Source organism: Cupriavidus sp. Agwp_2, assembly GCF_040784895.1.
In the GTDB taxonomy this organism is placed as follows: Bacteria; Pseudomonadota; Gammaproteobacteria; order Burkholderiales; family Burkholderiaceae; genus Cupriavidus.
Genome location: NZ_CP088083.1, coordinates 1,172,808 through 1,195,443 on the forward strand (window position 1 = coordinate 1,172,808; position 22,636 = coordinate 1,195,443).

Genomic DNA, 22,636 nt, shown 5'->3' on the forward strand with positions numbered 1-22,636 from the left:
AGTCTGTCATGAAACTCTGTGGATTCGAGGTCGGCCTCGACAAGCCGTTCTTCCTGATCGCTGGTCCTTGTGTGATCGAGTCCGAGCAGATGGCGCTGGATACCGCCGGCGAGCTCAAGGCCATCACCGCTGAACTGGGAATCCCGTTCATCTACAAGTCGTCGTTCGACAAGGCCAATCGTTCTTCCGGCAAGTCGTTCCGCGGCCTGGGGCTGGAGAAGGGCCTGGAAATCCTGGCGACCGTCAAGCGCGAGATCGGCGTGCCGGTGCTTACCGACATCCACGAGATCGACGAGATCAAGCCCGTCGCGGCCGTGGTGGACGTGCTGCAGACCCCGGCCTTCCTGTGCCGCCAGACCGATTTCATCCGCGCCTGCGCCCAGAGCGGCAAGCCGGTGAACATCAAGAAGGGCCAGTTCCTGGCGCCCGGCGACATGAAGAACGTGATTGACAAGGCCCGCGACGCCGCGCGCGACGCAGGCCTGCCTGACGACGTCTTCATGGCCTGCGAGCGCGGTGTCTCGTTCGGCTACAACAACCTGGTGTCCGACATGCGCTCGCTTGCGATCATGCGCGAGACGGGTGCCCCGGTGGTGTTCGACGCTACCCACTCGGTGCAGCTGCCGGGCGGCCAGGGCACCAGCTCCGGCGGCCAGCGCGAGTTCGTGCCGGTGCTGTCGCGCGCGGCCGTCGCCACCGGCGTGGCGGGCCTGTTCATGGAAACGCACCCGGACCCGAGCAAGGCCATGTCCGATGGCCCCAACGCGGTGCCGCTGTCGCGCATGAAGGAATTGCTGGCCGTGCTCAAGGACCTGGACACGCTGGTCAAGCGCGCCGGTTTCCTGGAAGACAACTTCGGCTGGCCGGCCTGCGCCTGAGCAGGCCCGGTTTTGTCACCACCGCGCCATTTCCGGGCGCCGGTGATGACAAACCATATCGAAAGACAATACAAAAAATCGGGAGATTCTCCATGGCCGCGGGCTATATCATCGCCTACGTCGACGTGACCGACCCCCAGCAGTACGAAGAATACAAAGTGCTCTCGAGCAAGGCCATGCAGATCCATGGCGCCGAGGTGCTGGTACGCGGCGGCAAGACCGAGCCGCTGGAGGGCGAGTGGGCGCCGACCCGCGTCGTGGTGCTGAAATTCCCCAGCTATGAAGCCGCCAGGTCGTTCCACGACGGCGAAGCCTATCGCGCCGCCCGCAAGGCGCGCGAGCATGCAGCAAAGATGAACATGATCGTGGTGGAAGGCGCTGCCTGAGGGTTGTCGGGCAGTTTGACATGCGCCTGACACGGGCACAGGTTGAAGTAATCAGCAGCAGCAAGAATCAACAGTCAGAGAGGAATTCATGAGTGCAATCGTAGATATCATCGGTCGCGAGGTTCTCGACTCGCGCGGCAACCCCACCGTCGAATGCGACGTGCTGCTGGAATCCGGCGTGATGGGCCGCGCCGCGGTGCCGTCGGGCGCGTCGACCGGTTCGCGCGAAGCCATCGAACTGCGTGATGGCGACAAGTCGCGTTACCTGGGCAAGGGCGTGCTGAAGGCCGTCGAGCACATCAACACCGAAATCTCCGAAGCCATCATGGGCCTGGACGCCTCCGAGCAGGCCTTCCTGGACCGTACCCTGATCGACCTCGACGGCACCGAGAACAAGGGCCGCCTGGGCGCCAACGCCATGCTGGCCGTGTCGATGGCTGTCGCCAAGGCCGCCGCGGAAGAAGCCGGCCTGCCGCTGTACCGCTATTTCGGCGGTTCGGGCGCGATGCAACTGCCGGTGCCGATGATGAACATCGTCAACGGCGGCGCGCACGCCAACAACAGCCTGGACATCCAGGAATTCATGATCATGCCGGTGTCGCAGACCAGCTTCCGTGAAGCCCTGCGTTGCGGCGCCGAGATCTTCCACGCGCTGAAGAAGATCCTGGCCGACAAGGGCATGTCCACCGCGGTGGGCGACGAAGGCGGTTTTGCCCCGAATTTCTCGTCCAACGAGGAATGCCTGAACACCGTGGTGCAGGCCATCGAGAAGGCCGGCTACCGCGCCGGTGAGGACGTGCTGCTGGCGCTGGACTGCGCCGCCAGCGAGTTCTACCACGAAGGCGAAGGCGTGTACCAGCTGGAAGGCGAAGGCCTGAAGCTGACCTCGACCCAGTTCGCCGACTACCTGGCCAACCTGTGCGACAAGTTCCCGATCGTGTCGATCGAGGACGGCATGGCCGAAGGCGACTGGGACGGCTGGAAGACGCTGACCGACAAGCTGGGCAAGCGCGTGCAGCTGGTGGGCGACGACCTGTTCGTCACCAACACCAAGATCCTGAAGGAAGGCATCGAGAAGGGCATCGGCAACTCGATCCTGATCAAGATCAACCAGATCGGCACCCTGACCGAAACGTTCGCAGCCATCGAGATGGCCAAGCGCGCCGGCTACACCGCCGTGATCTCGCACCGCTCGGGCGAGACCGAGGACAGCACCATCGCCGACATCGCCGTGGGCACCAACGCCGGCCAGATCAAGACCGGCTCGCTGTCGCGCTCGGACCGCATGGCCAAGTACAACCAGCTGCTGCGCATCGAGGAAGACCTGGGCGATATCGCCAGCTACCCGGGCAAGGGCGCGTTCTACAACCTGCGCTGAAGCCCGTCGTTCCCGCTTGCGCGGGAATGACGCCGTAGTACTGAGAGCGGCGGTGGCACGGATCTACATCCGGCCACCGCCGTTTTTGTATCGAAATCTGCCTGGCAATTGCCTTCCGGGCTGACTTCGCAGATCATTGTGCGGAATTTCTTGTCCGCAACCTTTCATGCGTCTGATTTCGTTGCTGTTGTTCGTGTTGCTACTCGCGATCCAGTATCCGCTCTGGCTGGGCAAGGGTGGCTGGCTGCGCGTCTGGGACCTGAACCGCCAGCTGACCGAGCAAGGTACCCGCAACCAGACGCTCAAGCTGCGCAACGCCAAGCTGGAAGGGGAAGTTGCCGACCTGCAGGACGGTACCGGCGCGATCGAGGAACGTGCCCGCTATGAGCTGGGCATGGTGCGGGAAGGCGAGGTGTTCGTGCAGTTCGTGGCACCGGCACCCAAGGTCAGCGCCACGCCGCCGCTGCCGCCGCCGGCAAATTCCGTCGCCGGGCGCGGCGGACACTGATCAACATTCTGTCTTGCTGTGGGCGGCACCTGGCCGTCACCACCAGTACGGATAGCCGCCCCAGTAGCCGGGCATCCCCACGCTGACGCCGCCACCCCAGTGGCCGCCGCCCCATCCCCCGTAGAACAGGTTCCAGCTCGTGTTGGGATAGGCGTATGCCCGTGCGTACGCCTCGGCTTGTTGCCGTCGCGCGATGGCGTCGGCCTGTTCGCGCAGCACCTCCTGGTTCAGGGCATCGAGCTTTTGCCGCGCTTCGGGCGTCAGCCGCGCCGGCGGCATGGCGTTCGGCGCGAGCCGCGCCGTCGGAGGCGAGCCGTTGGCGTCGCGTGGGATCTCAGCGCAGCCAGTGGCCAATAGCAGGGCGCCTGCCGCGGCCAATGCAACAGCGCCACGCATCCGGCTGCGCGTGGCGGCCGTTGTCGTGGCGCTGGATTCGGGTAAGGGGAGTGACGCTTCGGCGGACATGGCGGTTCTCAGGCACGCGGGCACAGCGATCGTACAGCCGTTGGACAGGGCGGCGCGCCGGATGTTTCCGTTACGCCGCTCCCGCTCTCATTCCCCGCTCACGTTGCCGCCACGGATCAATCCGTGGCTTGCCGCCTCAGTGGTGCTGGTGCGCGCCAGCCCCGGCGCCGGTGGCGACGTGGGTGGCCGAGAACAGCTGGGCGCAATCGACCGGGTCGAACTCATAGCGCTGGCCGCAGAAATCGCAATGGATCTCCACGTTGCCGCGTTCGGCGATGATGCTCTCGATCTCTTCGCGCCCCAGCGACTGCAGCATGCCCGCCACCTTGGGACGCGAGCACGAGCAATGGAAATGCGGCGTCATCGGCTCAAACACGCGCAGGCCGGCGTCCTGCAGGTCTTCCCAGAACAGGCGGCGCAGCAGCGTCTCGGGCGACTCGGCCAGCAGTTCTTCGGCCTTGAGCGTGGTGCCCAATTGCACCGCGCGGTCCCAGGTGTCCAGGTCCTGGGCCTTGGCATGGCTGGCCAGCGGAGCGCCGGTCTCGCCCACGTTGGCCGTACCGCCGTAGGAGGGCAGCTTCTGCAGCAGCATGCCGGCGGCGACGCGGTCGTCGGCGGCCAGCCACAGGCGCGTGTCGAGCTGCTCGGATGCCTTCATGTAATGCTCCAGCACCGCGCTGATCGACGCCAGCGGGCCGTGCTCATCCGCCAGCGGCACGATGCCCTGGTACGGCTGCTGGCCCGGCAGCTTGTCCTTCGGGTCAAGCGTGATGGCAAAGCGGCCGTGGCCGTGCGCATGGACCAGGTCGGCCAGCGTGGCGTCGTCGGCAATCTCGGCGCCCTCGGCCAGCTTGGCGGTGGCGCGCATCGACAGGTCGGACAGGCATTCCACCACCAGCATGCGCACCGGGCCGTCGCCGTGCAGCTGCATCACCAGCGCGCCGTTGAACTTCAGGTTGGCCGACAGCAGTGCCGCGGCGGCCACCATCTCGCCCAGCAGCCGGCGCACCGGCGTGGGGTAGCTGTGGCGGCCCAGCACTTCCTGCCAGGTGGCTTCCATGCGCACCAGTTCGCCGCGCACGGGGGCGGCGTCGAACAGGAACTTCTGCAGGGTGTCGGGGGTGGTGGGGGTAGTCTGAGTCACGTTGTCTGTCGGTAATTCGATGGGTGCCGCCGCGGCTTGCGTTCAGCCGATCCGCTTGAGCTGTTGCTTGTACATGGCCTGCCGCGAGGCGTAGGTCTCGGCGTTGCGGTACAGGTTGGCGACGTCCTCGTCGGTCAGCTGCCGCACCACCTTGGCCGGCGCGCCCAGGATCAGCGAGCGGTCCGGGAAGACCTTGCCCTCGGTGACCACGGCACCAGCGCCTACCAGGCATTCCTTGCCGATCACGGCACGGTTCAGCACCACGGCCTGGATACCGATCAGCGAGCCTTCGCCGACGGTGCAGCCGTGCAGCATGGCCTGGTGGCCAATCGAGACCTTGTCGCCCAGGGTCAGCGGGCAGCCCGGGTCAGTGTGCAGCACCGAGCCCTCCTGGATATTGGTGTCATGCCCCACCACGATCGGCTCGTTGTCGCCGCGGATCACGACACCGGGCCAGGCGCTGGCGCGGGACTTGAGGGTCACGTTGCCGATGACGGTGGCTTCCGGGGCCACGTAGGCTTCGCTGTCGATATTGGGCTTGACGTCGCCGAGCTGGTAAAGCGCCATGAGGTCTCCTGCACGAAAGGCTTGTGTTGAAATGGGGGTTGCCGCCGGACTTTAAAGAGTCAGCGGGTCTGTGGGGAACTGCATGGCCAGGCACGCGGGTGGGTGCCGGCGAGGCCCTACAATGGCGGCAGTCCGGATTTTACGCCCATGCCAGAAAAAACACCCGCCACCGCTTTGCCTGATCCGTCACTTTCGCCGCGCCATCGCGCGCTGGTGGTGCTGTGCATGACCGATCCGCGCGAAAAGGCCGGCGCCGCGCGGGCGTTGTACCGCGATGCCATGGCGCTGTCCGATGGAGCGCTGCGTGCGGACGAGGCGATCGATGCCGACGGGGGCCATATCATCCCGGGACGTCCGGAGCGGCCGGCACTGGTGGCGCCGCAGGGCGTCGAACGGCGCCGCTCGCTGCACACGCCCGCCGGCCGCGCGGCGATGATCCACGCACTGTGCCATATCGAATTCAACGCCATCAACCTCGCGCTGGATGCAGTGTGGCGCTTTGCCGGCATGCCACCGGCCTACTACCGCGACTGGTTGCGCGTGGCCGACGAAGAAGCGCTGCATTTCACGCTGCTGGCCGACCATCTGGGCACGCTGGGTGCGGCCTACGGCGATTTTCCCGCGCACAACAGCCTGTGGGAGATGACCGACAAGACCGCCGGCGACGTGCTGGCGCGCATGGCGCTGGTGCCGCGCACGCTGGAAGCGCGCGGGCTCGATGCCTCGCCGCCGGTGCGCGCCAAACTGGCCGGCGCCGGGGACCATGCCGCCGCGGCGATCATCGATATCATCCTGCGCGACGAGGTCGGGCATGTAGCGATCGGCAACCACTGGTACCGCTGGCTGTGCGCGCAGCGCAAGCTGGAGCCGGTGGCTACCTATGCGCAACTGGCCGAGCAGTACCGTGCGCCGAAGCTGCGCGGGCCGTTCAATCTCGATGCGCGGCGTGCGGCCGGGTTCGACGAGGATGAGCTGGCGTGGCTGGAGGCGTCGGCCGGCTAGGCAGACTGCCGGCGCTGCGCCGCCCGCTCTTCCTCCAGCAACCGCAACACCCGCCGCTGGATCTTGCCGGTGGTCGTCATCGGCAACTGGTCGATGAACTCGATTGCCTTCGGATACTCGTACGGCGCGAGTTGCCCGCGCACATGCGCCTGCAGTTCTGCGATAAGCGCCGAGTCGCCGTCGAACGAGCGCGCCACCGACGGCGTCAGCACCACGAAGGCCTTGACCACCGCGCCGCGCTCGGGATCGGGCGAGGGCACCACCGCGCAGTTGGACACCGCGGGATGCTTGAGCAGGCAGTTCTCGATCTCGCTCGGCCCGATGCGATAGCCCGAGGACTTGAACACGTCGTCGGCACGGCCCTGGTACCACAGGTAGCCGTCGGCATCGATGCGCGCAAGATCGCCGGTGCGGCACCAGCGCAGGCCGTCGCGCTCGACGTACTTGCCCGCGGTCGCCGCCTCGTTTTTCCAGTAGCCGAGGAAGAACACCGGGTCCGGGTGCCCGGCGATATCGGTGGCGCAGACCGCGACTTCGCCGTCCTCGCCCGGCGCGCACGGACGGCCTTCATCGTCGATCACCTGCACGCGATGGCCGGGGTAGGGGCGTCCCATCGAGCCGGGCCGCGCCGGCCAGCCCAGGCGCTCGTCGTCGTTCTGCGCGGTGCAGTTGCCGACGATGTAGTTGATCTCGGTCTGGCCGAACATCTCGTTGACGATCACGCCGAGTGCGTCGCGGCACCAGCCGAACACGGTTTCGCCAACCGCTTCGCCGGCGCTCATCAAGGCGCGCAGCTTTATGTCATAACGTTGCCGCGGCTCGGGGCACGCCTTCATCATCTGCTTGAGCGCGGTCGGGAACAGGAAGGTGTTGGTGACGGCGTAGCGTTCGAGCAGCTCGAAGGCGCGCTCGGCGGAGAAGCGGCCCTGGTAGCCGACGATGGGTTTGCCGAAGTACAGCGCCGGCATCAGCGCATCCCACAGCCCGCCGGTCCAGGCCCAGTCGGCCGGGCTCCAGAACACGTCGTCGTCCTGCGGATACCAGTTCTGCGAGCATACAAAGCCGGTCAGGTTGCCGACCAGCGCGCGGTGCGGGATCAGCGCGCCCTTGGGCGGGCCGGTGGTGCCGCTGGTGTAGATCAGCACGGCGGCCTCGTCGGCCTTGGTCTGCTCGGCGGTGAAGGCAGGCAGCTGCGCTGCCAGCAGCACGTCCCAGTCGTGGTCGCCGCGGCCGTGCGCATCGCCGGCGGCGATCACGGTGGCCAGCGCCGGGCATTCCGGGCGCGCGGCAAGCACGTTGTCGATCGAGGTTTCGTCGGCGATCGCCACGCAGGCTTCGCTGTGCGCGATGCGGTAGGCCAATGCCTCCGGCCCGAACAGCATCGACAGCGGCATCGCGATCGCGCACAGCTGGTAGATCGCCATATGGGCGATCACGGTCTCGATCCGCTGCGGCATCACGATCGCCACGCGTTCGCCGCGCGCCACGCCAAGGCCGCGCAGCGCCGCCGAAAGCCGGTTGGCCTCGGCCTGGATATAGGCGAAGGTATGCGCGTTGCGCCGGCCGTCTTCGTGCTCGGTATAGACCGCGATGCGGTCCATGGTTGCCGGATCCCGCGCCCAGCGGCCGCAGCAGGCTTCGGCAATGTTGAAGTTCGGGGGGATTTCCCAGCGGAAGGATTCGTACAGCGCGTGGTAGTCGTCGCGCCGGCTTGCCGGCAAGGCAGCTGCGGCCATCCAAGGTCTCCAGAAGGTCTGCGGCAAGCTGCAAATGGCGCTGGCCGCTATAATGCCTGCAAGCGAACGATCGTTCTATTTTGTCGGGGCTTCCCTTTTGCCGGCCCACGCTGGCAGGAAGACCCCGACGCCAGGGTGGAGACAATGACAATCAAGGAAACCTCGCGGTCTGAATTTATCACGTTGCGCGGGCTGCGCTACCACGTGCGCCACTGGGGCACGCCCGGTGCGCGCAAGCTGTTCATGCTGCACGGCTGGATGGACGTGGCCGCTTCGTTCCAGTTCCTGGTCGACCACCTGCACGGCGACTGGCATGTGATCGCACCCGACTGGCGCGGCTTTGGCGAGACCGACTGGCCTTCGCGCTATCCCGGCACGCAGTCGTACTGGTTTCCCGACTACCTCGCCGACCTGGAGGCGCTGCTCGATTACTACCAGCCGGAAGGGCCGGTGGACCTGGTCGGCCATAGCATGGGTGCCAACGTGATCTGCCTGTACGCAGGCATCCGTCCCGAACGCGTGCGCCGCGTGGTGGACCTGGAAGGCTTCGGCATGACGGCGAGAGGGCCGGCGCATGCGCCCAAGCGCTATGCGCGCTGGCTTGACGAGTTGCGCATCGGTACGGAGCTGAAGACGTACGACAGCGTTGGCGGCGTGGCGGCGCGCCTGCAGAAGACCAACCCGCGCCTGCCGGACGACCGCGCCGCGTTCCTGGCCGCGCACTGGTCGCGCCGGAATGCGGACGGCCGCTGGGAAATCCTGGGCGACCCGGCGCACAAGCTGGTCAATCCGACGCTGTACCGGCTCGACGAAGTGATGGCGATCTGGGAGCAGGTCAGCGCGCCGGTGTTGCATGTGGAAGCGCGCGATTCGGAGACGCTGCGCCATATCGCCCACAAGCAGAGCATCGACGAATTCAAGGAGCGTTTCCGCGCCTTCCGCGATTTCCGTGAAGCGGTGATCGACGACGCCGGCCACATGTTGCATCACGACCAGCCGGCCGCGGTGGCGGAGCTGGTCGAGTCGTTCTGTCGTTAAGCCGGCGACCGCGCTCAGGCGTGCGTGAGCCTTTCCTTCAGCGCGGCGTTGTTGCTGGTGTGCACGTGCACCAGCGCCTTTTCCGGGAAGGCGTAGTGATACGCGCGGCGCAGCGCCAGCGCGGCTTCATGGAAGCCTGACAGGATCAGCTTCTGCTTGTTGGGATAGAAGGCGATGTCGCCCGCGGCAAAGATGCCGCGGCGCGAGCTTTCATACGTGGTGGTGTCGACCAGGATGCGGCCGGCGCGCATGTCCATGTCCCACTGCGCGATCGGGCCGGGCTCGGACACCAGGCCGTACAGCGCCACCAGTTCGTCGGCGGGAAGCGCCTGGCTGCCGTCGCGGGTGCGCACTTCCACTTCGGCCAGTGCATTGCCGTCGATGCGCAGCGCGCCCAGCATGCCGACCACGAAGTCCATCTCGCCGGCCGCCACCGCGGCGCGCATCTCGGCCACGGTGCCGTCGGCGGCGCGGAAGCCTTCGCGCCGGTGCAGCAGCGTCACGCGGGCGGCCACCTTGCGCAGCGCCAGCGCCCAGTCCAGCGCCGAGTCGCCGCCGCCGGCGACGATCACGCGCTTGCCGGCAAAGTGCGATACATCGCGCACGGCGTAGTGCACGTGGCGGTCTTCCAGCGCCGCGGCTTCGGGCAGCGATACGCGCTGCGGCGCGAACGCGCCCGCGCCGGAGCAGACCAGCACCGCGGCGACATCGTAGCGCTTGCCGCCATCGGTGGTGACCAGCAGGCGCGAGTGGGCAGGGTGGCCGTCCTGCGCGGGCACTCCGGGGATTTCGGACACGCTCTCGGCGCGCTGGCCGAAGTGCATCGGGAAGGCAAACGGCGCGCATTGCTCCAGCAGCCGGTCAACCAGGTCCTGCGCCAGGCAGCCCGGCACGGCGGGGATGTCGTAGATCGGCTTTTCCGGATACAGCTCGGTGCACTGGCCGCCGGCGCGGTCGAGCACGTCGATCAGTTCACATTTGAGGCCGAGCACGCCGGCCTGGAAGGCGGCGAACAGCCCGACCGGGCCGGCGCCCACGATCAGGACGTCGGTGGTGGTGACGGCGGGCGTGGCGGCGGTGGCGTTGTCGGTGGACATGGCGGACATGATGGACAGGGCGCGGGCACGGACGGCCCGCGGAAGATGGTGCAAAGCCCGACTATACCCCGCGCCAGCCCGTTTCCCGGCGACGCCAGCGTTGCCGGCAGGGCTTTGGCACGCGCGCCGGAGCCCCTCCGGCAAGCCTCCGGCGCCACGCAGGCAAGGGTCGACAGGAGTAGAATGAGCCCCATGCAAAACGCCCACGCCATCAACGCCGACCTGCACTGCCATTCCACCGTGTCCGACGGCACGCTGTCGCCCCGCGCGGTAGCGGAAATCGCGCGCGATGCGGGCGTTGCATACTGGGCGCTGACCGACCATGACGAGGTCGGCGGGCAAGCCGCGGCGCGCGCCGCGGCCGAGGAATTCGGCATGCGCTATGTGCCGGGTGTTGAGATCTCGGTGACCTGGGCCGGGCAGACCGTGCATATCGTTGGCCTGCAGATCGACCCGTTCTGCCCCGAGCTGATCGATGGCCTGACCGATACCCGTTCCGGGCGTGCCCGGCGTGCCCGCGATATCGGCGAGGCGCTGGCCAAGGTCGGCATCGGCGACGCCTACGCGGGCGCGCTGCGGTATGTCGGCAACCCGGACCTGATCTCGCGCACCCATTTCGCGCGCTGGCTGGTCGACCAGGGCCACTGCGCCACCATCGGCGACGTGTTCAGCGAGTACTTGTCCGAGGGCCGGCCCGGCTATGTCGGCCACCGTTGGGCGAGCCTGTCCGAAGCCGTTGGCTGGATCCGCACCGCCGGTGGCATCGCCGTGATGGCGCACCCCGGCCGCTACCACTACACCGCTACCCAGCACGATGCGCTGTTCGATGAGTTCAAGTCGCTCGGCGGCGGCGCGGTCGAGGTCGTGACCGGCAGCCACACGCCGGACCAGTACCGCCGCTATGCCGATGTGGCGCGGCACTACGGGCTGCTGGCTTCGCGCGGCTCGGATTTCCATGGGCCCGGCGAAGGCCGGGTCGAGCTCGGCACGCTGCCACCGCTGCCGTCCACGGTCACGCCGGTCTGGCACGACTGGTAACCCGCCAGCCCAACGAAAGGCGCCCTGCATGTCCCAGTACTTCGAGATCCATCCGCTCAACCCGCAGTCGCGCCTGATCAAGCAGGCCGCGCAGATCCTGCAGAAGGGCGGACTGATCGCGCTGCCGACCGATTCCAGCTACGCGCTCGCCTGCCAGCTCGACGACAAGCATGCGGTCGAGCGCCTGCGCCGGCTGCGCGACATCGACGACCGCCACCACCTGACACTGATGTGCCGCGACCTGTCCGAGCTGGGCAACTTCGCCCGCGTCGACAACCGCCAGTACCGCTGGATCAAGGGCGCCACGCCGGGGCCGTACGTCTTTATCCTGGAAGCCACCAAGGAAGTGCCGCGGCGCCTGTCGCACCCGGCGCGCAAGACCATCGGCATGCGCGTGCCCGACCACGCCATCCCGCTGGCGCTGCTGGGCGAGACCGGCGAGCCGCTGATCACGGCGACGCTGCAGATGCCCGGCGACGACGAGCCGCTCAACGACCCGGCGGAAATCCGCGCCCGGCTGGAAAAACAGCTCGACCTGGTGGTCTGCGGCGGCCCGGCGCCGGCGCAGCCGACCACGGTGATCGACCTCACCGGCGGCGAGCCCGAACTGGTGCGCGCTGGCCGCGGCGATATCTCGCTTTTTGGACTCTGAGCGGGCTCCAAGCGTGCGCTGCGCCGCCGCCACAGGGGCGCGGCCGTGTGCCTGGCAAGCCGGCGGCCCGTTACAATAGCCGTCATGGATTCCTCCCTTATCCAGACCTTCGCGGTCTATGCCCTGCCGGTGCTGTTCGCCATCACGCTGCATGAGGCGTCGCACGGTTATGTGGCCAAGGTGTTTGGCGACAGCACGGCCTATTCGCTCGGGCGCGTCAGCCTGAACCCGATCCGCCATATCGACCCGATCGGCACCATCGCGGTACCGCTGCTGCTCTACATCATGACCAGCGGCCAGTTCGTGTTTGGCTACGCCAAGCCGGTGCCGGTGGTGTTCGAGCGCCTGCGCAACCCGCGCTGGCATGGCATGTGGGTGGCGCTGGCAGGTCCCGCCAGCAACGTGGTGCAGGCCTTTGTCTGGGTGCTGCTGGCGATCGGCCTGACCTGGGGCGGCGTGCGCGAACCCTTCTTCGGCGAAATGGCGCTGGCGGGGGTGCGTGTCAACCTGGTGGTGGCCGCCTTCAACCTGTTCCCGGTGCCGCCGCTGGACGGTGGCCGCGTGCTGACCGCGTTGCTGCCGCAGGGAATCGCGCGCGGCGTGTCGCGCATCGAGCCCTACGGCATCTTTGTCGTGCTGGCGCTGGTCGCCGCGGGCGTGATCACCACCATCTGGATGACGCCGGTGGTCAACGTGCTGATGTCGCTGATCGAGCTGATGCTGCGCCCGGTCGTGATGCTGCTGCACTGACGGGGGCGCCATGACCGACGTCCCAGTCGCGCCGCACGCCGGCTTGTCCGCTCCGTCCGCGTGGGTCACCCGCTGGGCGCACCTGCTGCGTCCCGGCGCCCGCATTCTCGACCTGGCCTGTGGCAGTGGCCGCCATGCCGCCTGGCTCGCCGCGCGTGGCCATGCGGTGCTGGCGGTCGATCGCGATGCCGGCGCCATCGCCGGCCTGCCGGCCGGCGTGACCGGCCGCGTGGCCGACCTGGAGCAGGGCGCCTGGCCGCTGGCGGACGAGGCGCCGTTCGACGCCATCGTCGTCACCAACTACCTGCACCGGCCGCTCTGGCCGCACCTGGCCGGCGCGCTGGCGCCGGGCGGGGTGTGGCTGTACGAGACCTTCGCAGCCGGCAACGAAACCGTCGGCAAGCCGTCGCGGCCGGATTTTCTGCTGTGCCCCGGCGAATTGCTTGAAGTGGCGCGCACGCACGGCCTGCGCGTCATCGCTTATGAAGACGGTGTGCAGGAAGTGCCGAAAACAGCCTTCGTGCAGCGCCTGTGTGCGGTGCGCGAGGCCGCCGCGGCGCTGGATGCGGCCACCCCGGCACGCTACCGGCTAGACCCCTGAAAGTGCGCTTTCGCTGTCGGCGAGAATCCCGCTGCACACGTTGAAACAGTTGGTATCAACCCCTGCCCCGCCGGCGGTCGAAGCCGCCTGCGGTTCCGGTACAATCCCGTTATTCGCATCCCGAATTCCTTAACGTTATGACACAGATTACCGGCAGCATCGTCGCCATCGTTACTCCGATGCATGAGGACGGCAGCCTGGATTTCCCGGCCCTGCGCGCACTGGTCGACTGGCACGTCGCCGAGGGCACCGATGGCATCGTGATCGTCGGCACGACCGGTGAATCCCCGACGGTTTCCGTCGAGGAACACTGCGAACTGATCCGCGTGGCCGTCGAACAGTCCGGCAAGCGCATCCCGATCATCGCTGGCACCGGCGGCAATTCCACCAAGGAAGCCATCGAGCTGACCGCCTTCGCGAAGAAGGTGGGTGCCGACGCATCGCTGCAGGTTGTGCCGTACTACAACAAGCCGACCCAGGAAGGCATGTACCGCCATTTCCGCACCATCGCGGAAGCGGCGGAACTGCCGGTGCTGCTGTACAACGTCCCGGGCCGCACCGTTGCCGACATGAGCAACGACACCATCCTGCGCCTGGCGCAGGTGCCGGGTATTGTCGGCGTCAAGGAAGCCACGGGAAATATCGACCGGGCCGCGCAGCTGATCAACGACGCGCCGGAGAGCTTTGCCATCTACAGCGGCGACGATCCCACCGCGGTCGCGCTGATCCTGCTGGGCGGCAAGGGTAATATCTCGGTCACGGCGAACGTGGCCCCGCGCAAGATGCACGAGATGTGCGCGGCGGCACTGAAGGGCGACGTCGTCACCGCGCGCCGCCTGCACATGGAACTGATCGGACTGAACAAGGCCATGTTTGTCGAAGCCAATCCGATCCCGGTGAAGTGGGCCCTGCAGCAGATGGGCAAGATGGCCGGCGGTATCCGCCTGCCGCTGACCCCGCTGTCGGAATCCAACCACGAAACCGTACGCAAGGCACTGGCCGCCGCCGGCCTGCTGGCCTGATTTACCGCGGCGTCTTGCTGTCGCTCCCTCAACTAGGATTGCGTGTCAATGAAATCGAAGCTTAACCGCCGCGGCGCGACGCAAGTCCGCCGCGCCGCCCTGGTTGTGCCCGTGCTGGCCGCGGGCGTGATCACCGGCTGCAGCAGCATCAATGAAGCGATGCAGCCCGACAAGATCGACTACAAGTCGTCGGCGTCGAAGCGCACGCCAACGCTGGACATCCCGCCGGACCTGACCAAGCTGGAAGGCGACCGCCGCTACTCGGTGCCCGATGCGAACGGCACCTCGACGCTGTCGACCTACAGCCAGGCCACCAAGGTGCGCGAGCAATCCCCGACCGAGAACGTACTGCCCTCGGCGCAGGGCATCCGCATGGAGCGTGACGGCAACCAGCGCTGGCTGGTGATCAGCAACGGCATGCGCGGCGACCAGCTGTGGCAGCAGCTGCGCGGCTTCTGGCAGGAAAGCGGTTTCCTGCTGGTGCAGGACTCGCCCGAGACCGGCATCATGGAAACCGATTGGGCCGAGAACCGCGCCAAGATACCGCAGGACATCATCCGCAATACCATCGGCAAGGTGTTCGACGGCCTGTACTCGACCTCCGAGCGCGACAAGTTCCGCACCCGCGTCGAGCGCTCGCAGAATGGCACGCTGGAAGTGTTCATCAGCCACCGCGGCGCGCAGGAGCAGCTGACCGGCATCGACAAGTCCAGCACCGTCTGGACCCCGCGTCCGGCGGACCCCGAGCTGGAAGCCGAATTCCTGTCGCGCCTGGCGCAACGCCTGGGCGTGCAGAAGGAACAGGCCGACCGCATGGCCAAGAACCCGGCGGCGGCTGGCAGCAGCGCGGCGACGGCTGATACGGCTGCGGCTGGCGCAGCGGGCGCCACGGCCGCTGCAGCCGGCGGCGCTGCGCAGAAGTCTTACCTGGCCCAGGTCAATGGCGCCCCGGCGCTGCAACTGCCTGAGCCGTTCGACCGCGCCTGGCGCTCGGTCGGCCTGTCGCTGGATCGCGTCAACTTCACCATCGAAGACCGCGACCGCGCGCAGGGCCTGTACTACGTGCGCTACGTCGATCCGCGCACCAACGTGGACAACCGTGGCTTCTTCTCCAAGCTGTTCACGAAGCCGGACGATCCCAAGACCGCCAAGAAGTACCGCGTGGCGCTCAAGGGCACCGGCAGCGGCACGCTGGTGACGGTGCTCAACGATGCTGGCCAGCCGGAGAACGGCGAAATCGGCAAGCGCATCCTGTCGCTGCTCGACGAGCAACTGCACTGAGCCGGCGGTGACCGGCTCCACCGCCGGCTGTCCTGGCCGGCCTGCCAACTGCATGGCGGGGAGGGCGCGGCCATGATGCGCTTCGCCTTCCTTGGCAGCGGCAGCGAGGGCAACTCGCTGCTGATCGAATCCCGCGAAGACACCACCACCACGCGCGTGCTGCTGGACTGCGGCTTCGGCATCCGCGAGACCACCCGGCGCCTGGAGCGCCTGGGTGTCACGCCGGACCAACTCGACGCCGTGCTGGTCACGCACGAGCATGGCGACCATGTCGGTTCTGCCTACGCCTTTGCGGCGCGGCACCGGCTGGCGGTCTACACCAGTCACGGAACCTGGCTTGCGACCTCGCACATGCGCGGCGCCGATGTCGCCGATGTGCGTGTGTGCGGCGCCGACCACGCCTTTGCCATCGGCGGCGTCCAGGTGATGCCGTACACGGTGCCGCACGACGCGCGCGAGCCGCTGCAGTTCGTGCTGTCCGATGGCCAGTCGCGGCTGGGCGTGCTGACCGACGCGGGCATGGAAACGCCCTATGTGACGGCGCGCCTGTCAGGTGTCGACGCGCTGGTGCTGGAGTGCAACCACGACCGCGAGATGCTGCGCAACTCAGTCTATCCGGCATCGCTGAAACGGCGAATTGGCGGTGACTTCGGCCATCTGGCCAACGAGGTGGCCGCGAGCATCCTCGTGCAGGTCGCGCATGCGGGCCTGAACCGGGTCGTGGCGGCGCACCTGAGCAAGCAAAACAACACGCGCGAATTGGCTACGGGCGCGCTGGCGGCTGCACTGGGCGCACTGCCGTCGGAGGTGCTGGTGGCGGATCAGGAATTGGGTCTGGACTGGCAGACGGTGCGCACCTGATCGGCGCACGATGCGCTTTGCAGCGCCGATAAAAAAACCGGCCCGAAGGCCGGTTTTTTTATCGGTCGGAACCGAGTACTGCTGGCGATTATTGCTTGGCGGCCGGAGCCGAAGCGTCAGCAGCCGGAGCCGAGGCGTCAGCAGCCGGGGCCGAAGCGTCAGCAGCGGCAGCAGCAGCCGGGGCTTCAGCAGCCGGAGCCGAAGCTTCAGCAGCCGGAGCGGCGGCAGCCGGAGCAGCCGTGTCAGCGGCCGGAGCAGCCGGTTCTTCCTTCTTGCCGCAAGCGGCGAGGGCAACAGCGGCCAGCAGCGATGCGATCAGGAGAGACTTCTTCATTGTTCGTCCTTTAACTTGTAATAACGAAAAACAGGCGATGAATAATTACCGGTAATTATCGCTCTTGAACTGCAAAATAAAGGCCCTCCCGGGTGCCGACAATGCAGTGGTCCGCAGTACTAGCCAGCCGACGATTATATCCGCGTTTTCCCGGCTTGTGTAGCGCCGAAATTTGCTGAATTGCAATGTTACGCATTATTACAGCAGGGGGCCCAATTGTAGCCATCCCTCCTGCGTCCAGTGATGAAATGTCTCCATCAGGTCGGGAAGGCTGGCACATGCGCTAACATCGTCGCCACTAAGGTGGCGATTATCGGCCAGCTTTTTCAGCCACGGCATCAATTCGGCTGGCGGCTCGTAGGCTTCGCCATTGAGGAAGAAATTGTTCCGGTCGTAAAGTGCGATCGAGGCGGACGCAAGAACAACGCCATGGTGGGCCGCAAGTTTCTCATAACGGCGCTGTGGCAGGTCGGCTATTTCGGCGAATTCAACTCCGGGCTTGGGTTCGGACAGATGCGAGCCAAGGAATTCCGACACCATCTGCGTATTCCATTGCAGTGCCTTGAGCCGTTCGGCGACTGCCTTGGCCATGCCGGCGGGCAGTTGCGCGGGCTTGGTCGCCGCACGTTCGCCGGCATCGGCGTAACGCCCGGTCAGGTCTTCGTTGTCTTCCACCGTCTCTGACAGCCAGGCGAGAAAGTGCCCGGCCAGTTCACGGTAGGCCGGGGCGCGGAAGCCGATCGAGCAGGTCATGCATTCCCCCTCGGCCACGCCGTCGTGGGCGTACTGCGGCGGCAGGTACAGCATGTCGCCCGGCTCCAGCACCCATTCCTCTTCTGTGCTGAAATCGGCAAGGATCTTCAGCGGCATGTCGGGGACCAGCTCGAGGCTGGTCTGCGACGAGATGCGCCAGCGGCGCCGGCCCGAGACTTGCAGCAGGAACACGTCGTAGGAGTCGAAGTGCGGACCGACCCCACCGCCGTCCGATGCGTAGCTGATCATCAGGTCGTCCAGCCGCGCGTCGGGCACGAAGCGGAAGCGTCCCATCAGTTCCGCGGCGGCGGCGTCGTGCAGGTTCACGCCCTGAACCAGCAAAGTCCACTGACGGGTCTTGACGGAAGGTAGGTTTTCGCGCGCAAATGGACCATGTTCGAGCTTCCAGCGATTGCGGAAGTGCGTCACCAGGCGCGATTCGACTTCGTCGCGATCGGCAAGGTCGAAAAGCGCATCGCGCGACACAGGCGGCACGATTCCGGGTACCGCCTGTCGAATCAGCAGAGGCTTGCGGTGCCAGACATCCCGCATGAATGCAGCCGGCGTCATGCCACCAAGCAGGTCGAGCGGAGTGTCTGGATCGACGGGGCCAGGGGGCAGGGCCTGCGCGTATAATGCGGAATCGTTCATGGAGTCAAGAATTGAAAATCGCTAAGAACACGGTAGTGTCCGTGATGTACAAGCTGTCGGACACGCAAGGCAATCTGATCGAGGAGTCAGATGAAGCCATGGTCTATTTGCACGGCGGGTATGATGGCACGTTCCCCAAGATCGAGGAAGCGCTCGACGGCCATGACGCCGGCTTCGAGACCCAACTGCAGCTCGAGCCCGAAGATGCCTTTGGCGACTACGATGCTGAGCTGGTCAAGGTCGAACCGCGCGACCGCTTCCCGGAGCCGCTGGAAGTCGGCATGCAGTTCGAAGGCATGCCCGAGGACGGCGATGAAGACGACTCCGTCATCTACACCGTGACCGACGTGGCCGAAGACAAGGTGGTCCTGGACGGCAACCACCCGCTGGCCGGCATGGCGCTGCGCTTCTGGCTGAAGGTCTCCGAAGTTCGCGAAGCCACCGCCGAGGAAATCGAGCATGGCCACGCCCACGGCGCCTCGGGCGTCGAGGTGGTGGACGAGGACGAGGACGACGATACCCCGCGCACGCTGCACTGATCCAGCGCCTGCGTGGTCCATGAAGGAAGCCGGCTCAGCCGGCTTTTTTCATTGGCGCGAGCCCAGCGCGGGCCCGGCAGCTCAGGGCGTGGTTGGTGCGTCCCTGAGCGATATCGAGAACGGCGCCGCCGCGTTCGGAGTGATCACGAGCTCCGTCCATTGCGCCATCGTGTTGTTCGGCAGCGAGACGCGCGTGAAATTCTGCAGCACCTTGCCTGCGCTGTCGCGCAGCGGCTTGTCGATGCCGAAGCCATTCTCGCCCGCATGCACCAGCAGCACCTGGCCGGGAAAACGCGCGCTCAGGTCGCGCAGTTGCCGCTTGAACTCCAGGTAGCCGTCGCGCGTGCGGTGGCGCATGAAGCCGTCCAGCAGCGTCGGGCGGCCTTTCTTTTCCCAGCCGTTGGCGAATTGCGGATCGGCATGGGCCACCACGACGATGCCGTTCATGTCGCGCTGCCGCGCCAGCGAGAATGCACGCGCCAGCCACTGCCGGTTGGCCTCGCGCCGGTCTTCGAACTCGCTGTTGCGCCCGCCCTCGTTGCGGAAGTGGTTGTTGTCGCCAGGCACGTTCAGGCCGACGATCAGGATGTCGCCCAGGGCGAGACGAACGTTCTCGCGGAAGGTGCGGAACAGGGCCTGGTCGGACTGCCGCAACACCGGCCGCGGATGCTGGCCCAGCGTGGCGTCTTCGGGGAAGAACAGCTCGCGCAGGCGGTTCAGCCGCTCGACCGCGTCGAACTTGCCATTGACCGGGAGCCGGCATTCGGCCCAGTCGGTTTCGCCGGGCACATAGAGCAGTGGCAACGGCGACTGGGCCAGCAGCTGCTGGCGGCTGGTCAGGATCGAGTCGCTGCAGGCTTCGGTATCGCCCTTGATGCCGCCGGCGTGGATCACGAAGTCGAGCTTACGTTCGGCAAAGCTGTCGAGGAGGGCGGTGGCGTTGGCTTCGGCGGCAGGCCATTGCGGCAGGTCGGCGATCAGCGCGATGCGGATCACCTTTGGCTTGGGCGCAGGCTTGCTGCCGCGACCGGCCGGTGCCGGCCACGCGGTGCTGGCCGCGCACAGCAGCAATGCCGCGGCGAGGATCCGGCCAGTGTGCCGGCGCGTGGCGTTCATGCCGTGCCGACCGCCTCGCCTGCAAGCGCCTTGAGCCGGTACAGCGCATCGAGCGCGGCACGCGGCGTCAGGCTGTCCGGGTCCAGGTCTGCCAGCGTGTCGATCAGCGCGGCATGCTCCGGTGCCAGTGCGGCCGGCTGCGGCACGGCCATCGTATAGTCGTTGTCCTCGTCTTCGGTGTCCGGCACCGTCGGCGCGGCAAACAGGTCGAGTTGCGGCGTCGGTGTGGCATCGGACGATTGCTGTTCCAGCCACGCCAGGTGCTTGCGCGCGGCGCGGATCACCGGCTGCGGCACGCCGGCCAGTTGCGCCACCTGCAGGCCATAGCTCTGGCTGGCAGGGCCGTCCTGCACCGCGTGCAGGAACACGATGCCGTCGCCGTGCTCCACCGCCGACAGGTGCACGTTGGCGGCCTGCGGGAATTCCTGCGGCAACTGCGTCAACTCGAAATAGTGGGTCGCGAACAGCGTATGGCTGCGGTTGTGCGACAGCAGGTGGCGCGCGATCGCCCACGCCAGCGCCAGGCCGTCGAAGGTGGACGTGCCGCGGCCGATCTCGTCCATCAGCACCAGCGACGACGGCGTGGCGTGATGCAGGATGCCGGCGGCTTCAGTCATCTCCACCATGAAGGTGGAGCGCCCGCCCGCCAGGTCGTCGGCAGCGCCGATGCGGGTAAAGATGCGGTCGATCGGGCCGATCATGGCGCGTCGCGCCGGCACGTAGGCGCCCACGCAGGCCAGCAGCACGATCAGCGCGGTCTGGCGCATGAAGGTCGACTTACCGCCCATGTTGGGGCCGGTGATCAGCAGCAGCTTGCGCGCTTCGTTGAGCTGGCAGTCGTTGGCGATAAACGCCACCGATTCCGCCGCCAGCTGGCCTTCCACGACCGGGTGGCGACCTTGCACGATATCGATCACGTTCTCGCGCACGCGTTCGGGCGCGGACCAGTCGAGCGTCTGCGCGCGCTCGGCCAGTGCCGCCAGCACGTCGAGGCGCGCCAGCGCACCGGCCACGCGCTGCAGCTCGCCGATATGCGGCAGCAGCGACTGCAGCAGGCCGTCGTAGAGTTGCTTCTCGCGCGCAAGCGCGCGGTCCTGCGCCGACAGCGCCTTGTCCTCGAACGACTTCAGTTCGGGCGTGATGTAGCGCTCGGCGTTCTTCAGCGTCTGGCGGCGGCGGTAGTCGTCAGGCACCTTGTCGGCCTGGCCATTGGTGACCTCGATATAGAAGCCGTGCACGCGGTTGAACTCGACGCGCAGGTTGGCAATGCCGGTGCGCGTGCGTTCGCGCGCTTCCAGGTCGATCAGGAACTGGCCGCAGTTCTCGGAAATATCGCGCAGCTCGTCGAGTTCGGTGTCGTAGCCGCGTGCGATCACGCCGCCGTCGCGCACCACGGTGGCGGGTTCTTCTGCGACCGCGCGCACCAGCAGGTCCAGGGACGCCTGCGGCACGGCCAGATCCTGCAGCGTCTGCGCCAGCAGCGCGCTGTCCTGTTCGTCGCGGATGCAGGCCTGCACGTCGGGCAGCGCTCGCAGCGTATCGCGTAGCGAGGACAGGTCGCGCGGGCGCGCGCTCAGCAGCGCGAGCCGCGAGGTGATGCGCTCGACGTCGGCCAGCCGGCGCAGCGCGGCGCGCAGCGTATCGGTGCCCTGGTCGATCAGCACGCCGATGGCCTGTTGCCGCGCCTGAGGCACGGCCGGGTCGCGCAGCGGGTGGTGCAGCCAGTGACGCAGCGCGCGGCTGCCCATCGTGGTGCAGCAGGTATCCAGCAGCGAGAACAGTGTCGGCGACTCGCCGCCGCGCAGGGTCTCGGTCAGCTCCAGGTTGCGGCGCGTGGCCGAATCCAGGCCGATGTATTCCGATTCACGCTCGACTTTCAGGCCCTGCACATGACGCAGCGACTGGCCCTGCGTGGTGGCGGCGTAGTTCAACAGCGCGCCGGCGGCCCCGATCGCAGCGCCCAGCCCGGCACAACCGAATGGATCTAGGCTGGCCACGCCCAGTTGCTCGCGCAGGCGGCGCGAACCGGCGTCCTGGTCGAAGTGCCATTCGGGCAGGCGCGTGCGCGCGCAATCGAGCGCCGGCAGGTCGATACCGTCGGCATAGAGCAGCTCGGCCGGGCGGATGCGCTCCAGCTCGCGGCCCAGCTGCGCAACCTCGCACTCCATCAGGCGCAATTCGCCGCTGGCCAGGTTCAGCCACGCCAGACCCGTCTTGCTGATGCCGCGCCGCGTGGTCTGCTGGTGCACCGCCATCAGGAAGGTGTCCACCTTGTCCGGCAGCAGCGCCGCGTCGGTCAGCGTGCCCGGCGTGACAATGCGCACTACCTTGCGCTCCACCGGCCCCTTGCTGGTGGCGGGATCGCCGATTTGCTCACAAATCGCCACCGACTCGCCCAGCTTCACCAGTCGGGCCAGGTACTGGTCCGCCGAATGGAAGGGAATGCCGGCCATCCGGATCGGCACGCCATTCGAGGCGCCGCGCGCGGTCAGCGTGATGTCGAGCAGGCGCGCGGCCTTCTCGGCGTCGTCGTGGAACAGCTCGTAGAAGTCACCCATGCGGTAGAACAGCAGGGTGTCGGGGTGGTCTGCCTTGATGCGCAAATATTGCTGCATCATGGGCGTGTGGCGGCTGCCTGCGGCGTCTGCCTGTGCCTGTTCAGGGTCGGTTTTCTTCTGCAATCCCATTGCCATTTAGCCTGTCTGGCGGTGGGCCTGCGTTGTGCCGCCCGATCCGCTCGGAGCGCCGCCTTGCGTGTCCCGGAAAAGCGCCCCCGCGGGGGCGGCCGGGCGCTGGTCCGGCGGCCTGTGGCCGCGGCACGAAGGGGCGTTTTCGAATA

At 67.0% G+C, this 22,636-nt stretch carries 23 protein-coding genes; 14 read left to right on the top strand and 9 right to left on the bottom strand.

The features are described from left to right. Nucleotides 1–8: 8 nt before the first annotated feature. The 4 genes from kdsA (at nucleotide 9) to ftsB (ending at nucleotide 3,150) form a co-directional block, all read left to right on the top strand. Nucleotides 9–878 (top strand): 3-deoxy-8-phosphooctulonate synthase, encoded by an 870-nt coding sequence (kdsA, locus tag LPA45_RS05460; RefSeq protein ID WP_116317641.1) that lies wholly within the window; start codon nucleotides 9–11, stop codon nucleotides 876–878. Nucleotides 879–970: 92 nt separating this feature from the next. Beyond that, the gene (locus tag LPA45_RS05465; RefSeq protein ID WP_010808997.1) at nucleotides 971–1,264 is read left to right on the top strand and encodes a DUF1330 domain-containing protein; all 294 of its coding nucleotides are present in this window, start codon (nucleotides 971–973) and stop codon (nucleotides 1,262–1,264) included. Between the two features lie 88 nt (nucleotides 1,265–1,352). Continuing rightward, nucleotides 1,353–2,642, top strand: a complete 1,290-nt coding sequence (gene eno / locus LPA45_RS05470) for a phosphopyruvate hydratase (protein ID WP_116317643.1) — start codon at nucleotides 1,353–1,355, stop codon at nucleotides 2,640–2,642. Nucleotides 2,643–2,808: 166 nt separating this feature from the next. After that, nucleotides 2,809–3,150, top strand: a complete 342-nt coding sequence (ftsB, locus tag LPA45_RS05475) for a cell division protein FtsB (protein ID WP_010808995.1) — start codon at nucleotides 2,809–2,811, stop codon at nucleotides 3,148–3,150. A 36-nt stretch (nucleotides 3,151–3,186) separates the two neighbouring features. Here ftsB and LPA45_RS05480 read toward each other — a convergent pair whose 3' ends face one another. From LPA45_RS05480 to LPA45_RS05490, 3 genes are all read right to left on the bottom strand, one after another. Then, nucleotides 3,187–3,615 (bottom strand): hypothetical protein, encoded by a 429-nt coding sequence (locus tag LPA45_RS05480; RefSeq protein WP_317925811.1) that lies wholly within the window; start codon nucleotides 3,613–3,615, stop codon nucleotides 3,187–3,189. Between the two features lie 136 nt (nucleotides 3,616–3,751). Beyond that, nucleotides 3,752–4,759, bottom strand: a complete 1,008-nt coding sequence (locus LPA45_RS05485; RefSeq protein WP_116317645.1) for an Hsp33 family molecular chaperone HslO — start codon at nucleotides 4,757–4,759, stop codon at nucleotides 3,752–3,754. A gap of 42 nt (nucleotides 4,760–4,801) precedes the next feature. Beyond that, nucleotides 4,802–5,326, bottom strand: coding sequence for a gamma carbonic anhydrase family protein (locus LPA45_RS05490; RefSeq protein WP_063238435.1), 525 nt, complete (start codon nucleotides 5,324–5,326; stop codon nucleotides 4,802–4,804). A gap of 147 nt (nucleotides 5,327–5,473) precedes the next feature. Between LPA45_RS05490 and LPA45_RS05495 the strand changes: the two genes are divergently transcribed. Next, nucleotides 5,474–6,328 carry a ferritin-like domain-containing protein gene (locus tag LPA45_RS05495; RefSeq protein ID WP_317925809.1) on the top strand — a complete coding sequence of 285 codons (855 nt, stop codon included), beginning with the start codon at nucleotides 5,474–5,476 and terminating at the stop codon, nucleotides 6,326–6,328. Here LPA45_RS05495 and LPA45_RS05500 read toward each other — a convergent pair. Continuing rightward, a complete protein-coding gene (locus tag LPA45_RS05500; protein WP_317925807.1) occupies nucleotides 6,325–8,064 on the bottom strand; it encodes an acyl-CoA synthetase in 1,740 nt (579 codons plus the stop codon). The genes LPA45_RS05495 and LPA45_RS05500 overlap by 4 nt on opposite strands. A 144-nt stretch (nucleotides 8,065–8,208) precedes the next feature. On the opposite strand from LPA45_RS05500, the gene LPA45_RS05505 reads away from it, so the two are divergent. Next, nucleotides 8,209–9,102 (top strand): alpha/beta fold hydrolase, encoded by an 894-nt coding sequence (locus LPA45_RS05505; RefSeq protein WP_317925806.1) that lies wholly within the window; start codon nucleotides 8,209–8,211, stop codon nucleotides 9,100–9,102. Nucleotides 9,103–9,116: 14 nt separating this feature from the next. On the opposite strand, the gene LPA45_RS05510 is transcribed toward LPA45_RS05505, so the two are convergent. Then, entirely contained in the window at nucleotides 9,117–10,199 is a 1,083-nt protein-coding gene (locus LPA45_RS05510) for an NAD(P)/FAD-dependent oxidoreductase (RefSeq protein WP_233527961.1), read from the bottom strand. A 192-nt stretch (nucleotides 10,200–10,391) separates the two neighbouring features. Here LPA45_RS05510 and LPA45_RS05515 point away from each other — a divergent pair, with 192 nt between their 5' ends. From LPA45_RS05515 to LPA45_RS05545, 7 genes are all read left to right on the top strand, one after another. Further along, on the top strand, nucleotides 10,392–11,237 hold the full coding sequence (locus LPA45_RS05515) for a 3',5'-nucleoside bisphosphate phosphatase (protein ID WP_116317650.1): 846 nt from the start codon (nucleotides 10,392–10,394) through the stop codon (nucleotides 11,235–11,237). 28 nt (nucleotides 11,238–11,265) lie between these two features. Continuing rightward, a complete protein-coding gene (locus tag LPA45_RS05520; protein ID WP_317925804.1) occupies nucleotides 11,266–11,889 on the top strand; it encodes an L-threonylcarbamoyladenylate synthase in 624 nt (207 codons plus the stop codon). Nucleotides 11,890–11,973: 84 nt separating this feature from the next. After that, nucleotides 11,974–12,639 carry a site-2 protease family protein gene (locus LPA45_RS05525; RefSeq protein WP_116317652.1) on the top strand — a complete coding sequence of 222 codons (666 nt, stop codon included), beginning with the start codon at nucleotides 11,974–11,976 and terminating at the stop codon, nucleotides 12,637–12,639. Between the two features lie 10 nt (nucleotides 12,640–12,649). Then, nucleotides 12,650–13,240, top strand: a complete 591-nt coding sequence (locus LPA45_RS05530) for a bifunctional 2-polyprenyl-6-hydroxyphenol methylase/3-demethylubiquinol 3-O-methyltransferase UbiG (protein ID WP_116317653.1) — start codon at nucleotides 12,650–12,652, stop codon at nucleotides 13,238–13,240. Nucleotides 13,241–13,377: 137 nt separating this feature from the next. After that, nucleotides 13,378–14,262, top strand: a complete 885-nt coding sequence (gene dapA / locus LPA45_RS05535; RefSeq protein WP_317925802.1) for a 4-hydroxy-tetrahydrodipicolinate synthase — start codon at nucleotides 13,378–13,380, stop codon at nucleotides 14,260–14,262. 48 nt (nucleotides 14,263–14,310) lie between these two features. Beyond that, on the top strand, nucleotides 14,311–15,543 hold the full coding sequence (bamC, locus tag LPA45_RS05540) for an outer membrane protein assembly factor BamC (RefSeq protein ID WP_317925801.1): 1,233 nt from the start codon (nucleotides 14,311–14,313) through the stop codon (nucleotides 15,541–15,543). 72 nt (nucleotides 15,544–15,615) lie between these two features. After that, nucleotides 15,616–16,404: an MBL fold metallo-hydrolase gene (locus LPA45_RS05545; RefSeq protein WP_317925799.1), complete on the top strand. Its 789-nt coding sequence runs from the start codon at nucleotides 15,616–15,618 to the stop codon at nucleotides 16,402–16,404. 88 nt (nucleotides 16,405–16,492) lie between these two features. On the opposite strand, the gene LPA45_RS05550 is transcribed toward LPA45_RS05545, so the two are convergent. Next, nucleotides 16,493–16,738 (bottom strand): hypothetical protein, encoded by a 246-nt coding sequence (locus LPA45_RS05550; RefSeq protein ID WP_116317657.1) that lies wholly within the window; start codon nucleotides 16,736–16,738, stop codon nucleotides 16,493–16,495. Nucleotides 16,739–16,936: 198 nt separating this feature from the next. After that, nucleotides 16,937–18,142, bottom strand: coding sequence for a cupin domain-containing protein (locus tag LPA45_RS05555; RefSeq protein WP_317925798.1), 1,206 nt, complete (start codon nucleotides 18,140–18,142; stop codon nucleotides 16,937–16,939). An 11-nt stretch (nucleotides 18,143–18,153) separates the two neighbouring features. On the opposite strand from LPA45_RS05555, the gene LPA45_RS05560 reads away from it, so the two are divergent. Next, complete coding sequence (locus tag LPA45_RS05560) at nucleotides 18,154–18,681, top strand: peptidylprolyl isomerase (protein WP_116317659.1); 528 nt, start codon at nucleotides 18,154–18,156, stop codon at nucleotides 18,679–18,681. An 81-nt stretch (nucleotides 18,682–18,762) separates the two neighbouring features. On the opposite strand, the gene LPA45_RS05565 is transcribed toward LPA45_RS05560, so the two are convergent. Continuing rightward, a complete protein-coding gene (locus tag LPA45_RS05565; RefSeq protein ID WP_317925797.1) occupies nucleotides 18,763–19,797 on the bottom strand; it encodes a metallophosphoesterase in 1,035 nt (344 codons plus the stop codon). After that, entirely contained in the window at nucleotides 19,794–22,484 is a 2,691-nt protein-coding gene (gene mutS, locus LPA45_RS05570; protein WP_367395013.1) for a DNA mismatch repair protein MutS, read from the bottom strand. The genes LPA45_RS05565 and mutS overlap by 4 nt, the downstream gene beginning before the upstream one ends. Between the last annotated feature and the right edge of the window lie 152 nt (nucleotides 22,485–22,636).

Excerpts from the sequence above, each read along its gene's own strand:
- kdsA (WP_116317641.1), top strand. The coding sequence starts at position 9 with ATGAAACTCTGTGGATTCGAGGTCGGCCTCGACAAGCCGTTCTTCCTG.
- LPA45_RS05465 (WP_010808997.1), top strand. The coding sequence starts at position 971 with ATGGCCGCGGGCTATATCATCGCCTACGTCGACGTGACCGACCCCCAG.
- eno (WP_116317643.1), top strand. The coding sequence starts at position 1,353 with ATGAGTGCAATCGTAGATATCATCGGTCGCGAGGTTCTCGACTCGCGC.
- ftsB (WP_010808995.1), top strand. The coding sequence starts at position 2,809 with ATGCGTCTGATTTCGTTGCTGTTGTTCGTGTTGCTACTCGCGATCCAG.
- LPA45_RS05480 (WP_317925811.1), bottom strand. The coding sequence starts at position 3,615 with ATGTCCGCCGAAGCGTCACTCCCCTTACCCGAATCCAGCGCCACGACA.
- LPA45_RS05490 (WP_063238435.1), bottom strand. The coding sequence starts at position 5,326 with ATGGCGCTTTACCAGCTCGGCGACGTCAAGCCCAATATCGACAGCGAA.
- LPA45_RS05495 (WP_317925809.1), top strand. The coding sequence starts at position 5,474 with ATGCCAGAAAAAACACCCGCCACCGCTTTGCCTGATCCGTCACTTTCG.
- LPA45_RS05500 (WP_317925807.1), bottom strand. The coding sequence starts at position 8,064 with ATGGCCGCAGCTGCCTTGCCGGCAAGCCGGCGCGACGACTACCACGCG.
- LPA45_RS05505 (WP_317925806.1), top strand. The coding sequence starts at position 8,209 with ATGACAATCAAGGAAACCTCGCGGTCTGAATTTATCACGTTGCGCGGG.
- LPA45_RS05510 (WP_233527961.1), bottom strand. The coding sequence starts at position 10,199 with ATGTCCACCGACAACGCCACCGCCGCCACGCCCGCCGTCACCACCACC.
- LPA45_RS05515 (WP_116317650.1), top strand. The coding sequence starts at position 10,392 with ATGCAAAACGCCCACGCCATCAACGCCGACCTGCACTGCCATTCCACC.
- LPA45_RS05520 (WP_317925804.1), top strand. The coding sequence starts at position 11,266 with ATGTCCCAGTACTTCGAGATCCATCCGCTCAACCCGCAGTCGCGCCTG.
- LPA45_RS05525 (WP_116317652.1), top strand. The coding sequence starts at position 11,974 with ATGGATTCCTCCCTTATCCAGACCTTCGCGGTCTATGCCCTGCCGGTG.
- LPA45_RS05530 (WP_116317653.1), top strand. The coding sequence starts at position 12,650 with ATGACCGACGTCCCAGTCGCGCCGCACGCCGGCTTGTCCGCTCCGTCC.
- dapA (WP_317925802.1), top strand. The coding sequence starts at position 13,378 with ATGACACAGATTACCGGCAGCATCGTCGCCATCGTTACTCCGATGCAT.
- bamC (WP_317925801.1), top strand. The coding sequence starts at position 14,311 with ATGAAATCGAAGCTTAACCGCCGCGGCGCGACGCAAGTCCGCCGCGCC.
- LPA45_RS05545 (WP_317925799.1), top strand. The coding sequence starts at position 15,616 with ATGATGCGCTTCGCCTTCCTTGGCAGCGGCAGCGAGGGCAACTCGCTG.
- LPA45_RS05550 (WP_116317657.1), bottom strand. The coding sequence starts at position 16,738 with ATGAAGAAGTCTCTCCTGATCGCATCGCTGCTGGCCGCTGTTGCCCTC.
- LPA45_RS05555 (WP_317925798.1), bottom strand. The coding sequence starts at position 18,142 with ATGAACGATTCCGCATTATACGCGCAGGCCCTGCCCCCTGGCCCCGTC.
- LPA45_RS05565 (WP_317925797.1), bottom strand. The coding sequence starts at position 19,797 with ATGAACGCCACGCGCCGGCACACTGGCCGGATCCTCGCCGCGGCATTG.
- mutS (WP_367395013.1), bottom strand. The coding sequence starts at position 22,484 with ATGGGATTGCAGAAGAAAACCGACCCTGAACAGGCACAGGCAGACGCC.